General features: G+C 66.5%; 12 protein-coding genes. 5 read left to right on the top strand and 7 right to left on the bottom strand.

The features are described 5' to 3' along the window. Position 1: 1 nt before the first annotated feature. Positions 2 to 994: an aminotransferase class IV family protein gene (locus BHK69_RS27140; protein WP_244548338.1), complete on the bottom strand. Its 993-nt coding sequence runs from the start codon at positions 992 to 994 to the stop codon at positions 2 to 4. A gap of 29 nt (positions 995 to 1,023) precedes the next feature. Between BHK69_RS27140 and BHK69_RS27135 the strand changes: the two genes are divergently transcribed. Continuing rightward, positions 1,024 to 1,893 carry a LysR substrate-binding domain-containing protein gene (locus BHK69_RS27135; protein WP_342029739.1) on the top strand — a complete coding sequence of 290 codons (870 nt, stop codon included), beginning with the start codon at positions 1,024 to 1,026 and terminating at the stop codon, positions 1,891 to 1,893. On the opposite strand, the gene BHK69_RS27130 is transcribed toward BHK69_RS27135, so the two are convergent. Together BHK69_RS27130 and ribA are read right to left on the bottom strand one after the other, a co-directional pair. Further along, entirely contained in the window at positions 1,882 to 4,248 is a 2,367-nt protein-coding gene (locus BHK69_RS27130; RefSeq protein WP_069692828.1) for a glycosyltransferase family protein, read from the bottom strand. The two genes, BHK69_RS27135 and BHK69_RS27130, sit on opposite strands and share 12 nt — an antisense overlap. Before the next feature lie 31 nt (positions 4,249 to 4,279). Further along, positions 4,280 to 5,407, bottom strand: a complete 1,128-nt coding sequence (ribA, locus tag BHK69_RS27125) for a GTP cyclohydrolase II RibA (protein ID WP_069692827.1) — start codon at positions 5,405 to 5,407, stop codon at positions 4,280 to 4,282. A gap of 269 nt (positions 5,408 to 5,676) precedes the next feature. On the opposite strand from ribA, the gene BHK69_RS27120 reads away from it, so the two are divergent. Continuing rightward, positions 5,677 to 6,261 (top strand): cytochrome b, encoded by a 585-nt coding sequence (locus tag BHK69_RS27120; protein ID WP_069692826.1) that lies wholly within the window; start codon positions 5,677 to 5,679, stop codon positions 6,259 to 6,261. A gap of 53 nt (positions 6,262 to 6,314) precedes the next feature. Here BHK69_RS27120 and BHK69_RS27115 read toward each other — a convergent pair whose 3' ends face one another. The 4 genes from BHK69_RS27115 to BHK69_RS27100 all read right to left on the bottom strand — a co-directional run bounded on the left by BHK69_RS27115 (position 6,315) and on the right by BHK69_RS27100 (position 9,683). Further along, a complete protein-coding gene (locus BHK69_RS27115) occupies positions 6,315 to 7,157 on the bottom strand; it encodes a class I SAM-dependent methyltransferase (RefSeq protein ID WP_069692825.1) in 843 nt (280 codons plus the stop codon). After that, positions 7,157 to 8,206: a glycosyltransferase family 4 protein gene (locus tag BHK69_RS27110; protein WP_069692824.1), complete on the bottom strand. Its 1,050-nt coding sequence runs from the start codon at positions 8,204 to 8,206 to the stop codon at positions 7,157 to 7,159. Before BHK69_RS27110 ends, BHK69_RS27115 begins: the two co-directional genes overlap by 1 nt. After that, positions 8,203 to 8,604, bottom strand: coding sequence for a 6-pyruvoyl trahydropterin synthase family protein (locus tag BHK69_RS27105; RefSeq protein WP_069692823.1), 402 nt, complete (start codon positions 8,602 to 8,604; stop codon positions 8,203 to 8,205). The genes BHK69_RS27110 and BHK69_RS27105 overlap by 4 nt, the downstream gene beginning before the upstream one ends. 71 nt (positions 8,605 to 8,675) lie before the next feature. Beyond that, a complete protein-coding gene (locus BHK69_RS27100; protein ID WP_069693999.1) occupies positions 8,676 to 9,683 on the bottom strand; it encodes a zinc-dependent alcohol dehydrogenase in 1,008 nt (335 codons plus the stop codon). Positions 9,684 to 9,772: 89 nt separating this feature from the next. On the opposite strand from BHK69_RS27100, the gene mdoH reads away from it, so the two are divergent. The 3 genes from mdoH to BHK69_RS27085 are packed head-to-tail and all read left to right on the top strand — an operon-like array spanning position 9,773 to position 13,355. Beyond that, positions 9,773 to 11,608 (top strand): glucans biosynthesis glucosyltransferase MdoH, encoded by a 1,836-nt coding sequence (mdoH, locus tag BHK69_RS27095; RefSeq protein WP_148663606.1) that lies wholly within the window; start codon positions 9,773 to 9,775, stop codon positions 11,606 to 11,608. After that, on the top strand, positions 11,605 to 12,363 hold the full coding sequence (locus BHK69_RS27090; RefSeq protein WP_069692821.1) for an FkbM family methyltransferase: 759 nt from the start codon (positions 11,605 to 11,607) through the stop codon (positions 12,361 to 12,363). The genes mdoH and BHK69_RS27090 overlap by 4 nt, the downstream gene beginning before the upstream one ends. A gap of 8 nt (positions 12,364 to 12,371) precedes the next feature. Next, positions 12,372 to 13,355 carry a hypothetical protein gene (locus BHK69_RS27085; protein WP_244548337.1) on the top strand — a complete coding sequence of 328 codons (984 nt, stop codon included), beginning with the start codon at positions 12,372 to 12,374 and terminating at the stop codon, positions 13,353 to 13,355. The last annotated feature ends 112 nt before the right edge of the window (positions 13,356 to 13,467 follow it).

Here is a 13,467-nt window from a genome sequence, read left to right as displayed (position 1 = left end):
GTCATAGTGAGGCGAGCGGTTCCGCCTGATAGGCCCGGTGCAGCAGATCCCGGAAGGACGGCGCCTCGGGCAAGGGCATGGAGTCGATCCGGCTGACCGCCACGCCTGGCGTCCATGAGTTCATGACCACGGCCCCGGCCAGCGCCGGCAGGTCGGCGAGCGTGATCGCCTGGACGCGCTGGGCAATGCCGAGGCGCTCCAATTGCCGGCGGAGGATACCCATGGTGACGCCGCCCAGCATTTTGGCCTTGGGCCAGACCACCGTGGCGCCGTCCCAGAAGGCCAGGTTCCAGATCGTTGCCTCGCTCAATCGACCCTGACCGTCAATGAAAGCGGCGTCGTCGAAACCCTGTCCGACGGCCTGGCGGAGGTAATAGGTCTTAGCGATCTCGCCGACATGCTTGATCTCAGGAAGAATCCGCTCGTGCTCGATGGTTGCCAGAGCCAGAGGTCCCATGGGGCCGGAGGCGGGCGGTCCCGTGCGGACGAGTATCTGGGGTTCGACATCGGCTCCGGACACCCTGAACTCACCCACAGGCGAGTAGATCGTGGCGGTCAAAGAGAGATCGTCCGGACCGCCCTCCAATGCCGCGCGCAGATAGGATCGCACTCGGTCCTCGGGCAAGGCCCGGCCGAACAGCTTCACTGAGGCAAAATGCAGCCGCTCCAGATGCAGGTCGAGGCCCCGGATCCGGCCCCCGCGTATCTGGGCGGCGGTGAAATGGGCGTAACCCGCAAAGGCGAGCGGGGCGAGCTCCTGGGCGGTCGCTGCCTGGCCGTTGCGTTGAACGACGAAAGAGGTTGCTCTGGTCGACATTGTTTCACTCCGATGATCCGGGCTGGGAGATGGCGGGAGCCCTGTCCCGGCAAGGCTGATCGTCAAGCTGCGCTTACATGGCTTGTTGAACGGAGCTTTAGAAACGAGTAATTCTAGAAAGATCATCAAATTTGGCTTGAAGATCGATGCCTCACGCACTGCCAGGAACACGAGCACTCAGGACCTTCGAGGCGGCGGGGCGGCATTTGAGTTTCACCCGCGCGGCCGAGGAGGTCGGGCTGACGCCGGCGGCGGTCAGCTATCAGATCAAGGAGATCGAGGATCAGTTCGGCCTCGTGCTGTTCAATCGCACCAGCCGCAGCATCCGCTTGACCCCGGCCGGCGCTGTGCTGTTCGAGGCGGCGACTGACGCGCTCGACATATTGCAGCGCGCCGCCGGCCGAGCCCGAAGACTGGCGCGAGGACCGGCGCATCTGCGCCTGTCGCTGGGCGCGCGCTTTGCCACGAACTGGCTATTGCCCCGACTTTCGCGCTTCAGGACCGCGAATCCGGGCCTCGAGCTGACCTTCGACATTACGGATGAGGTGCGGGACTTCGAGACTGACGATGTCGATGTTGCGATCCGTTTCGGCGCCGGGGCCTATCCGCGCCTGCGATCGGAGCGGCTGTTCGATACGCTCGTCGTGCCGATCTGCAGTCCAAGGCTGCTCGAAGCCGGCCCCAGACCGGAGACACCGCGAGATCTGCTCCAGCACACGCTCTTCCATGCGGATAGGACGAGCGAAGGCATCGCCTGGCCGAACTGGCGCCTATGGATGGCGGCCGCCGGCATCGAGGATTTCGACGACAGCCGCTGCGTCGCCTTCTCCGATACGAGCCATGTCGTCCAGGCGGTCATCGATGGCGGCGGTATCGGCCTTGCCGATCTGGCGATGATCGACAGCGACCTCGCCCAGGGCCGATTGGTGAGGCTGTTCGACATCGGCCTCGGCGTTACACAGGATTACACCTATCATCTGATCTATCCGGAGAGCCGCAGCGAGGACCCTCGTATTCTCGCTTTACGCGACTGGATGCTCGGCGAGGCCGGGCCGCCCATCTCTTCAGCCTTGTAGCTTTGTCCGCTCCGCGCGGAGCCGCTTGCCGATATCCTCGAACAGGCCTTCGAACGGCCTGAACACGAAGCGCAGGGTCGAACGGCCGGGCGGCACCGCGACGGCGCGGAACAGGACATTGGCGCGCAGCAATTCGGCTGGCTTACCGTCGATCTCGATCTGCCACCAATGATGCCAGACATCGTTGAGCACGACGAAGCCGCCGCGCGGCGCATCGACCCTCAGCGACACCTCGGTGGTGCCGTAATCGGTGATGATGACCGAGCCGGGCTGGGCCGGGCCGGTCGGGACCGGCGGCGGGGTGCGGTCGAGCAGCACGGTCGTCTTCGGGTCGAAGCCCTGCGGCCATTGCCCGCTTGCCAGGATCGCGTCGAAATCGACCTTCTGCGCCTGGGTGACGAGCAGCACGCGCGGCAGCGCGCGCGGGTTCTCATAGATATAGGCGTCCTTGGTGCGGGCGATCTGGGTGAGGTCGCCGGGCTTCAGGCGCTTGTCGATCTGCTCGACGGGCACGCCGGTCGCGATGAAGCGCAGGCCCAGCATGTCGGCAAGCAGCGAGCGATAGCCCGGCATCAGCGGGGAGAATTGGCGCTGCTCGGGCAGGGCGACGTGGTCCTCGGCCCCTGTCGCCTTGCTGTAGAGGCCAAGCCTGAGCGGATTGTAGCCCAGCGTGTTGTCGAGTTCGTGCACGAGGCTGGCATTGGGCCAGTGGAAGCCGATGCCGGCGAGTTCGATGCGGTCGCGCCGATCGGGCGCGGCGGTGCGGGCGGTCTCGCGCTTGAGCAGGGCGATCGTCTCGTTCTTGCTGTCGGCGCGCAGCACCTCATAGCTCTGCGAGGGCAGGGCGGTCGATTCGCTGGGGCCGTTATTGACGGAGAGGTCGACGGTCAGCGTCGCTGCGAGCACGATCGCCGCCGCCAGCCCCGAGCCACGCAGGCTCAAGCCGCGCGCCGCGACGAGCGCGCCCAGGCTGAGCACGGCGCAGAGCAGCGCGATCAGCAGCGGCATGGCCGCAATGGGCAGCCGGCCGACCGTCCAGGCAAGCCAGACCGCGAGGCCGAGCGCGCCAAGGAAGATCGCGGCCTCGATGGCATAGTGCCAGGGCCGGGCGCGCGGCGTAGTGTCGGTCATGACGAGATGAGTGAGGTAGCCGCCGAGCAGCGCGAGAAGCGCGCCGAGGATGAACAGAGCATCGGCCGGGCGCCTGTAGAAATCGACACCCGGCAGTTCGAACAGCAGGCGGAAGCCTGGCGTGTAACGGCCGAGCGCATAGATCAGCACGATCGCGGCGGCTGCACTCAGCGCGATGATTTCGCGCCGCAGCAGCGCCCCGCGCACGATCCCGACGGTGAGGATCAGCAGCATCGGCAGGAGGCCGAGATAGAGCTGGCTCATATTGCGTGCGAGATAGAGATCGAGCGGCCCGAAGCGCGCCTCGAAGGCCGGGCTCGGCGCGCCCCAGAAATTCTCCAGCGGGCCGGCCGCGCCGTAGAGATTGGCGAAAAGGGCGGTGAGCAGTGCGGCTGGATGCAGAGAGCCCTTGCCCGCTCCGACCAGGTCGATCTCGGGTCGGTTGGATTCCTGGGCGAAGAAGGCGGTGAGCAGGATCGGTACGGTCGCGACCAGGGCGGCGCCGAGGACGCCGGCCATGAGCGGCCACAGGCTCGCGCGCAGCGCCCGCCAGGGATGGCGCGCCATGGCGATCGCGGCGACGACGAGCCCGACCAGCACATAGACGCCGATCAGCGCGACCTGATCGCGCCCCAGCACCATGAAGCCGGCCATGACGCCCGCCGCGAAGCCGTAAAGCGCTGAGCCGCGTTCCAGTGCGCGCGCGACCAGCAGCAGCGTGATCGCGAAATAGCCGAGGCTCAGCACCTGCCCGACATGCTGGATGCGCCAGGCTGCCGAGGCGCCGAAGGCAAAGGCGAGCGCGGCGACGACCGCGCCCGCCGGATGCCAGTCGCGGTCCCGGAACAGCAGGATGATGGCGAAGGCGCCGGCCAGCAGCGTGCCGAGCACGGCGCCGTCGCTCCAGCGGAAATCGGGCGTCGGGTTCAGCGCCGCGATCAGGGCGAAGGAGGGCGAGAAGATCAGCGATTGCGGATCGGCGACCTGCGGCGAGCCGGAAAAGACATAGGGCGTCCAGAACGGCGAGAGCCCCTTGTGCCAGGCGCTCGCCAGGAACTGAAGCTGCGGATGGAAATGCGCCTTGGCGTCCCAGGGTATCGTGACGGCGCCGGAGAGCCATGGCCAGGACAAGGCGAACCAGGCCAGCGCCACGATGCAAAACACGCTGGCGAGCGGCCAGCGTGCGCGAGGAAGCGAGGCGTGGTCGAGCGCGGGCTCGGACATCGGTCGACTCTGCCCGGAGTTGCGCCCGCGATCAATCCTTCGGCGCGGCCCGCGCCATCAGCGCGTCCATGTCGATGATGTGGCCGGCACGATCGCGCTTGGAGGCGAGATAGCGAACATTGTGGATATTGGGGCGGCCGAGCACACGCTGGGTCGCTGCGACCACAAGCCCCGCCGCCTTGATGGCGCCGACCTTGAGCGGGTTGTTGGTCAGGGCGGTGACCCGGGTCACGCCGAGCTGCTTCAGCATCGTCGCCGCGAAATCGTAATGGCGCTGGTCGAGGTCGAAGCCGAGGACCTCGTCGGCGTCATAGGTGTCCCAGCCCTGGCTCTGCAGCTTGTAGGCGCGCATCTTGTTGGAGATGCCGTTCCCACGGCCCTCCTGGTCGAGATAGAGCAGGATGCCGCCATCGTTCTGCGCCATCCACTGGACGGTTTCGCGGAGCTGGTCGCCGCAATCGCATTTCAGCGAGCCGAACAAGTCGCCGGTCAGGCAGGCCGAATGCAGCCGCACAGGGACCGCTTCGGACAGGTCGGGCTTGCCGACGATGATCGCGACCTGGTCGCGCAGGCCTTCGCCACCGCGGAACACGACGAATTCGGTTTCGGGTGCGCCCTCCAGCGGCACGGGCGCGCGGCCGACGATGGTCAGCGAGGCAGCCTGCGCCGCGCGATAGGCGTTCACGGCCTCGATCGAAACCTCGATCAACGGCTCGCCCGAAACGGCCTCGGCGCTGACCGGCACGAGGATGACGGCCGGCAGCACAAGCGCCAGCCGGGCGAGCTCGAGCGCGACATTGTCGACATCGGACGCGGGAGCGACGGGCGCATCGACCTTGCCGTCGGTCTTGAGGGCGAGCGTCTCGATGCGGCTCAGATCGATCCGGGGTATCGCGAGCACGCCGGTTTCACTACGGCCTTTCGCCCCCAGGCGGCGTAGCCGCGCGGCGCTCAGGACGAGATGGGCATGGCCCTTCGCAAGCTCGTCGAGGCGCTGGACCAGCACGGCGTCGGCAAGTTCGGCGGAGAGGGCCAAGGCCAGGCGCTCGCCGGCGCGCAGCAGCACGGGGCGGCCGGCGCGGAATTCCGAGATCGCGCGGTCGACGGCCACCAGGCTCGTCTCATGCGGGCGTCCGAAGAGCGTACGCGACTTGGGCATCGGGATTGTATCCGTCAGATTGCGCCGGTGGTCGGCAGTGGAGTGTAGCTTCTACGGTCGAAAGGTCGATATGGATGCGACCGCATGGCCGTATCGCCAAACGTGCCGGCCGCGATGGGGTTCCCGCCGCCGGAATTGTCTCCTCGCCCGACCCCGCAGCCACCCAATCCCATGACGTTGGCCATGACGTCGCCAATGACGTTGCGTATAGGGTTGCGACGTTGAACATGAGATGAATGCGAAGGCATCGACCCGGCCTGGAGAGTTGCATGACGCAAGATCACGACCCGTTCGCGACCAGGGCTGCGCCACCGCCCACATATAGTGCAGCCGCGCGCCATTTCCATTGGGCTACGGCCGCGGCCGTGCTGGTCATGCTGCCGCTCGGTTTCGCCATGACCTATCGCGGCAATACGCTGGATATCTGGGACGGGCTGACCGATACCCTGTTCAGCGCGCATAAGCTGATCGGCTTCCTGCTGATCTGGCTCGTTGCCGGGCGGCTTGCCTACCGGCTGCTGCGTGGCGCTCCGCCTGACGAGCCCAGTCTGCTCTGGTGGCAGAAGGCGGCTTCGCATCTGGTGCACTGGCTGCTTTATGGGCTGCTGCTGATCGTACCGCTGCTCGGCTGGACCGGCGTCTCGCTCTATCCGTCGCTGACGCTCTTCGGCCTGTTCGACCTGCCGCGACTGGCGGCGCCCAACCAGCCGCTGGCGGAGCAGGTGCTGAGCATCCATGGCAAACTCGCCATCCTGACGGCGTTGCTCGTCGGTGCGCATATCGCGGCGGCGCTCTACCACCATCTGATCCGCAAGGACGGGGTCCTGCGCCGGATGCTGCCTGGGTTGCGGTAGAGCCATCGGCCCGAAAAGTGGAATCCGGTTTTCGGAAGAAGCCGTAGCAGGTTTCAGACGGGCCGCGCCCAGAGATCGTAGTGCCCGATCAGGCCGGAAGCCGCCTCCGTCGCGCGGGCGCCGAGCCAGTCCGCGACCGCGTCGGCCTCGACATGGCCGGTCTCCAGAACGGCATCGGCGATGCCTCGCGTCAGGGCCTTGGCAAGGTCGCGCTGCCCCACATCGATGGTCCAGGCGCTGTCGCCGGTTGAGACCGCGAAGCCCGATTTGCGAAAGGCTTCCGCCATGATCTCCGTGGCGTCAGGGCCGGCCGCCGGGCCGAAACCCTTGTCGGAGTGCTGGTGATGCGTGAAGGCGGCGAGCATCCTGGCGTCGGCCTCGTGGGGCGGCTGCCATTTCTCGCGCCCGTCATAGGTCAGCACGGTGTAGAGCGGCAGGCGCTGGCTCGCGAGCGCGGCGACGAAGCGCTCGATCCAGCGTTTCGAGGTCAAGTCGAACAGGGCGGCGGCGGTGACGAGATCGGGCTGCCAGCCGAGAACCCATTCCAGGTCCTTCATCAGGTCGGCCTGGCGGAAATCGACCGTGATCGACTTGCCGTCCTTGGCGAGGACGAGCTCCTCGCCTTGTTCGCGCGCCTCATCGGCCCAGAGGCGGAGCGTTTCACGCGCGGCGTCGAGCAGACGCTGGTCGAAATCCACCAGCGTCCAGTGTTGACGCCCGGGCAAGGCGGAGAAGGCGCCGCGCAGATTGGAGCCGGCGCCGCAGCCGAGATCGACGATCGAAATCGAGGTCTTGGGCGTAAAATACGCGCCGACGGCCGCGAGCAGCTCCGGATTGCGCGCCGCATGGTCGGCGGGCTCGCGCAACGCCAGCCATTCGGGGGAGAAACCGCCCATCACATCACCTTCCGGCAGGTTTGCGCGACGATCGTCGCGGTGTCGCGCCAGCGCGGCAAATCACCCGCCGCGGCCCAGGCCGCATTCGCCATGCCTTCGCGAAGCGCGCGGTCGTCGATGAGCTTGCCTAGCATCTCAGCGAAGGCAGCGATATCGCCGGGCGGAACCTTGAGCGCGGCAGCATTCGGCGCGGTCTCGGCGGCTGCCCCGCCTGTCGTGCACAGGATCGGCAGCGCGCGCGCCAGCGCCTCGGTCAGCACCATGCCGTAGCCCTCGAACAGGGACGGCATGACGAAAAGGTCAGCTTTATCATAGGCCTCGGCCAGGATATTTTCGCTCACGGCTCCGGCCAGCAAGATTTGCCCCTCAAGTCCGGCCGCTTCGATCTGGGCTTGGAGTGCGCGGGTCGTATCGGGGGCGCGGTCCGACGCGCCGATGATCGTCAGCCGCCAGTTCCGGTCCTTGAGGCTGGCCAGGGCGGAGATGAGCACGTCGTAGCCCTTGCGCGGGACGAGCGAGCCGACGGCGAGCAGGGCAAGCGGGCTGCCGCCGGAGCTGCCGCGCGCGCGGGACGCGCGATCGACGCCGGGGAGCGCGACAGTGATCCTGTCCTCGGCGAGGCCGAAATCCGCGACCAGGATGCGTTTCGTTGTCGGGCTGGTTGCTATGACGGCGCTGGCGTGACGCAAGGCGGCCGCTTCGCGCGCCAGCAGCGCGCGCGCCCGCTCCGGACTGAGCCCGGTCTCCAGCCCGAGCGGGTGATGGACGAGCGCGACGACGCGGCCGGCGAGGCCCGCCGCGATGCTTTCGGGGAAGGCGCCATAGGCCAGGCCGTCTATCAGCAGGGCAACATCGAAGGGCTGCGACAGGATCAACCGCCCGGTCTCGGCGAGGTCGCCAGGCGTCGGGTCCGGAAAGGAGGAGGGGAGAGCGAGGTGGCGCGCTGCGATGCCCATTTCGCGCCATTCGGCGAGCAGCCGGCGATCATAGCCATAGCCGCCGGTCGGCAGGTCGATGTCGCCGGGGACGGCGAGGACGATGCCGCTCACGCGAGCATGCCCTCATAGCTCGCTCGCGCCAGATCGGTCTCGTGCAGCGTCACCTTGATGCGGGAAAGACCGGCGCCGTCCTCGCCGAGCGCGCCGGATGCGGCTGCCTGCGCCATCGCGTCGAAGATGTGCTTGCAGAGGAATTCGGTCGTGGTCAGCACGCCTGCGAATTGCGGCAGCGCGTCGAGGTTCTGGTAGTTCAGCGGCTTCAGCGTCCTGTTCAGCACTTCGAGCGCGGCTCCGATGTCGACGACGACATTGTGCCGCGTCAGTCTCTCGCGGAAGAAGGCGACATCCACGATGAAGGTCGCGCCGTGCATGTTTCGGGCCGGGCCGAAGAACGGATCGGGCAGCGAATGGCCGATCATGATGCGGTCGCGGACTTCGACGGAAAACATGGGTGCGGCTCCTGCAGGCCGGCGACTAGACCGGATGACGGGCCTGTCTTGGCCAAAGCCGTAGCGTCAGGTCAATAGCGCAGTACGGCAGTCAGCCCCGGCCAATCCGAGGCAAGGACGCCTGGAAGCAGCGCCGGGGCATCCGCGAAAGCGATCTCCTGCGTGATCAGCGCATCCAAGCGATCGTCAGCGAGAAGCGCTATCGCAGCCTGGCTGCGGCGCGCATAACTCCAGCGGGGACGGCGCGAAGGCGCGACCTGTCCGACCTGCGACGAGATCAATTGCAGGCGTTTGGAATGAAATGCGCCGCCCAGCGAAACGGGGACGGCGCCCTCGCCATACCAGCTCAATTCGACGATGCGGGCCTCGAAGCCGGCGGCATTGATCGCAGTCGCCAGCCCCGCGCCCGAGCCGCTGGCATGAAAGACGAGATCGGCGTCGACAGGCGCATCCGCTGGAAGCGCAAAGCCGAAGCCGAGGGTGGCGGCAAGCGCGGCGCGGCCGGCATCGATATCGACCAGCGTCACCTGTGCGCCCGGCAGCCGGGCCGCCAGCCATGCGACGAGGAGGCCGAGTACGCCGCCGCCGACCACGACGATCCTGTCACCGGGGCCGGAGCCCGCATCCCAATGTGCGTTGAGCGCGGTTTCCATATTGGCCGTCAGCACGGCCCGGCGCGCCGGCACATTCTCGGGCACGATCGTCAGTCGGTCGCTGGGCGCGGTGAAATGGTCCTGATGCGGATGCAGGCAGAAGACGGTCTTGCCTTGCATGCGGGGCGGGCCTGCATCCACCTGGCCCACTGCGCAGTAGCCGTACTTCACCGGAAAGGGGAATTCCCCATCCTGGAAGGGGGCACGCATGCGCTCATATTCGCAGGCCGGCACACGGCCCTCGAGGACAAGACGCTCCGTGCCGCGACTGATGCCGCTCCAGAGCATACGGATGCGACAATCTTGCGGGCCGGCCTCGGGAAAAGCGCTGGCGTTCAGGGCGCATTCACGCGGCGAAATATACCAGAGAGCGGTCGCCTTCGCGCTTGCGCTCGCTACGGTTGCCGGCTTTAGCTCCTTCGCCATATCGAGCCGATCCCTGTTCCCGACCAAGCCTTTACCGCAAGCCTTTACCGACTGCAGGCCTTTCGACTGATATCATGACAGAGACCGCCATGAACCAGCGTCCCGCTCCGACCACGTTCCAGTCGGCGGCGCAAGAGGTCGAAAGCCTGCGGGGCCTGACGCCGGCGGGCGTGCAGGCGACAGCGACGCTGAGCGCACGGCGCTGGCTCGTGCTGGCGCTGAACCTCGTCACGCTCGGCGCATTGCTGCTGGGGCTCGGGCGTGTGCTCGGGGCCGGCGGCTGGACGGTGACGGATGTGGTCATCCTCATTGCCTTCCTGTTCGGCGCGCCCTGGACGGTGCTCGGTTTCTGGAACGCGCTGATCGGCCTCTGGCTGCTGCACGGCGCCGATGACGGGCTCGACCAGGTCGCGCCCTTCGCCGCTGACGGCGAGGCCGCGACGCCAATCGCGATCCGCACCGCCATCCTGATGACCTTGCGCAACGAGGATCCCGAACGCGCCTTCCGCCGGCTGCGCGTGGTCAAGGACAGCGTCGAGGCGACGGGCGAAGGCCCCTGGTTCGATTATTTCGTTCTGTCGGATACGAGCGATGCCGCTGTCGCGGCGGCGGAAGACCGGCTTGCGGCGCAATGGGCGAACGAGATCGGCGCGACCTCGCGCCTCACCTATCGCCGCCGCACCGACAATGCCGGCTTCAAGGCCGGCAATGTCAGGGATTTCTGCGAGCGCTGGGGTGATCGCTACGAGGTCATGCTGCCGCTCGACGCCGACAGCGTCATGTCCGGCGATGCGATCGTGAAGCTGGCGCGGATGATGCAGGCGCATCCGAAGCTCGGCATCCTGCAAAGCCTGGTCGTGGGCATGCCGAGCCGGTCTGCCTTCGCCCGCATCTTCCAGTTCGGCATGCGCCAGGGCATGCGGCCTTACACCATGGGCTCGGCCTGGTGGGTCGGCGATTGCGGTCCGTTCTGGGGCCATAACGCCATGGTGCGGATCGCTCCCTTCCGCGATGAATGCCATCTGCCGGTCCTGCCCGGCGAAGGGCCGCTCAGTGGGGCGGTGATGAGCCATGATCAGGTCGAGGCGACGCTGATGCGCCGCGCCGGCTACGAGGTTCGCGTCTTGCCGCAGGAGATGGGAAGCTGGGAGGAAAACCCGCCGACCATGCTCGAATTCGCCAAGCGCGACCTGCGCTGGTGCCTCGGCAATCTGCAATATCTCAAATTGCTCGACCTGCCCGGCTTGAAGCCGATGAGCCGCTTCCAGCTGGTCTGGGCGATCCTGATGTTCCTGGGGTTACCGGCCTGGACGCTGATGATCGCGCTCCTGCCGGTGAAGGCCATCGAGGATGCCGGCATTGCGGGCTATCCCTCGGGCCTGGCCGCCTCCCTCTATGTGCTGTTTTTCGCGATGTATCTCTCGCCGAAGCTCGCAGGCTTCATCGACATCCTGCTGACCAGGGGCGGCACCCGGCGCTATGGCGGCACCGGGCGCTTCATCGCCTCGGCGCTGATCGAGATCATCTTCGCCTTCCTGCAAGGCGCGGTCTCGACCTTCCGGACGACGCTGTTCATGGTCGGGCTCGCCTTCGGGCGCGCCAGGATCGGCTGGAACGGCCAATCGCGCGATGCGCATGCCTTGTCCTTCGCCACGGCCTTCGCCGGCCTGTGGCCGCATCTGCTGTTTGGCCTCTACATCTTCGGCGCGCTGATGCTGCTCTCGCCGACCGTGTTGCTCTGGTCGCTGCCGCTGACCGCGGGCTATGTGCTGGCGATCCCCTTCGCCATGCTGACGGCCTTGCCCGCACTAGGAAGATGGTTCGCGCAGAGCGGGCTTTGCGGGATCCCCGAGGATTTCGACCCGCCGGTTGAGCTCTTGGCGATCGCGAATCGTCCGGCGATCGCGAATGAGGCGTCGCGATGAGCGCAGCTGCCTATCCCAAGGGCATGGCCAAGGCGGTTTCGCGCTCCTTGCGGGTCTATCACGGTGATCCTGTGCGCAATGCCGCGATGGACGCGCTTTATGCGCGCTTCCTCAAACCAGGCGATCTCGCCTTCGATATCGGCGCGCATGTCGGGGACCGGGTCTCCTCGTTTCGCCGGCTGGGCGCGCGTGTCGTGGCGCTGGAGCCGCAGCCGGGACCGGCGCGCGCGATCCGCCTGATCCATGGCCGCGACCCGCTGGTGACGTTGATCGAGGCCGCCTGCGGCGATAATGAAGGGGTGGTGACGCTGCAGATCAACAGCGCCAATCCAACGGTCTCGACAGCCTCGCCGGCTTTCGTCGGCGCGGCGCAAGGGGCCGGTGGCTGGGAGGGGCAGGTCTGGGACCATGAGATCGTGGTCCCCTGCACGACGCTCGACAAGCTGATCTGGCGCCATGGCCTGCCGGCGCTGATCAAGATCGATGTCGAGGGCTTCGAGGCGCATGTGCTGGCAGGCCTGACCAAGGCCGTACCGGTGATCTCCTTCGAGTTCACGACGATCCAGCGCGACGTCGCGGAGGCTTGCCTCGCACTGCTGGATACGCTTGGACCTTATCGTTTCAATGTCGCGCTCGGCGAAAGCCAGAGCTTCGAACTCGCCGAGCCAGCGAGCGCGGAGGCGATTGGCGGCTTCCTGCGCGACCTGCCTCATTCCGCCAATTCCGGCGATGTCTACGCCATGCTGACGAGTTGATATCGATGATGACCTCTCTCTCCCGCCTGCGCTCCGTGATCCTGCCGCTCGCCTTGGCTTGCGCTGCTTGTCCGGCTCTTGCTGCCGGCGATGTCGCCGTCGAGGTCAAGAACGAGTCCGAGCCGGTGCTTTGCGCCGAGAAGGACAATGTCACCATCAAGGCGATCTCGCCCGAGGTGCGGCGCTTCCAGATCGAGGCGGCGCATCCCGCCTATAACGCAGGTCTCTTGCGGGATAACTGGGATGCGGACTGGACCGATTGCGAGATGAAGGGCGATCCCTCCTTCGCAGCCCCAGTGCCGCCCCAGCGTGTCACCTTCTACGAGAGCATCGACTATTGGCTCGTCGGCTATACCTTCCCGACCTTCTGGCGGCCGGCCGACACCACCTTCCGGGTCGGCGACAGGGTCGAAAAGGGCCTGCATCTCGTCCAGCTCTGGAAGCTCGGCAAGGATCGCTCGCATGAATTGCTCGTGGTCTATCCGCAGGATGGCTATTGGCGCGCCAGGCCGATGCCGCCGCAGCAGCTTGCGTCTTCAGCCTATGGCTCGTCCTTCCTGTTCGGGCCGATCGAGACCGATGGCCGCCCGGTCGTGAACATCAAGGAGATCGAGTTCGATCCCAAGACGACCACCTTCAAGCTGAGCTTCAAGGACGGCTCGTCGGGCAGCTTGAAGCTCGACAGCGTCGATGAGAACCGCATGGTGCTGGACGCGGTGCTCGACAAGCCGGTGACCGGCGGCAAGGGTTTCGTGGCGCTGCGCTCGATGTATGTCACCGAGTTCAACAATGATGTCGCCCGCATCGCGGTGCGCGAGCCCGGCGCCAAGGGCTGGCGCGAGGAGCCGCTGATGCCGTTCACGGGCGGCAAGGCGACCGATATCTGGATGGGCCGCACCACGCATTCGCGCCACAACACCTCCTCGCCCGACATGGTCTTCCGCAATTTCTCGAAGGACCCGAACCCGCCGGCAAAGCCGGAGAAGAAATAGCCATCTCGCAGCATAGAAGGCATCGGATGGCGGGCTAGAGCAGGATGCGAAAAAGTGGGAATCGGTTTTTCGCGATCGATCCTGCTCTAACTCTTGGGTGAGAGACGGATTC

The organism is Bosea vaviloviae, assembly GCF_001741865.1.
In the GTDB taxonomy this organism is placed as follows: Bacteria; Pseudomonadota; Alphaproteobacteria; order Rhizobiales; family Beijerinckiaceae; genus Allobosea; species Allobosea vaviloviae.
Note: the sequence above shows the minus strand (reverse complement) of the source record. Positions and strands in the feature narration are given on the sequence as shown.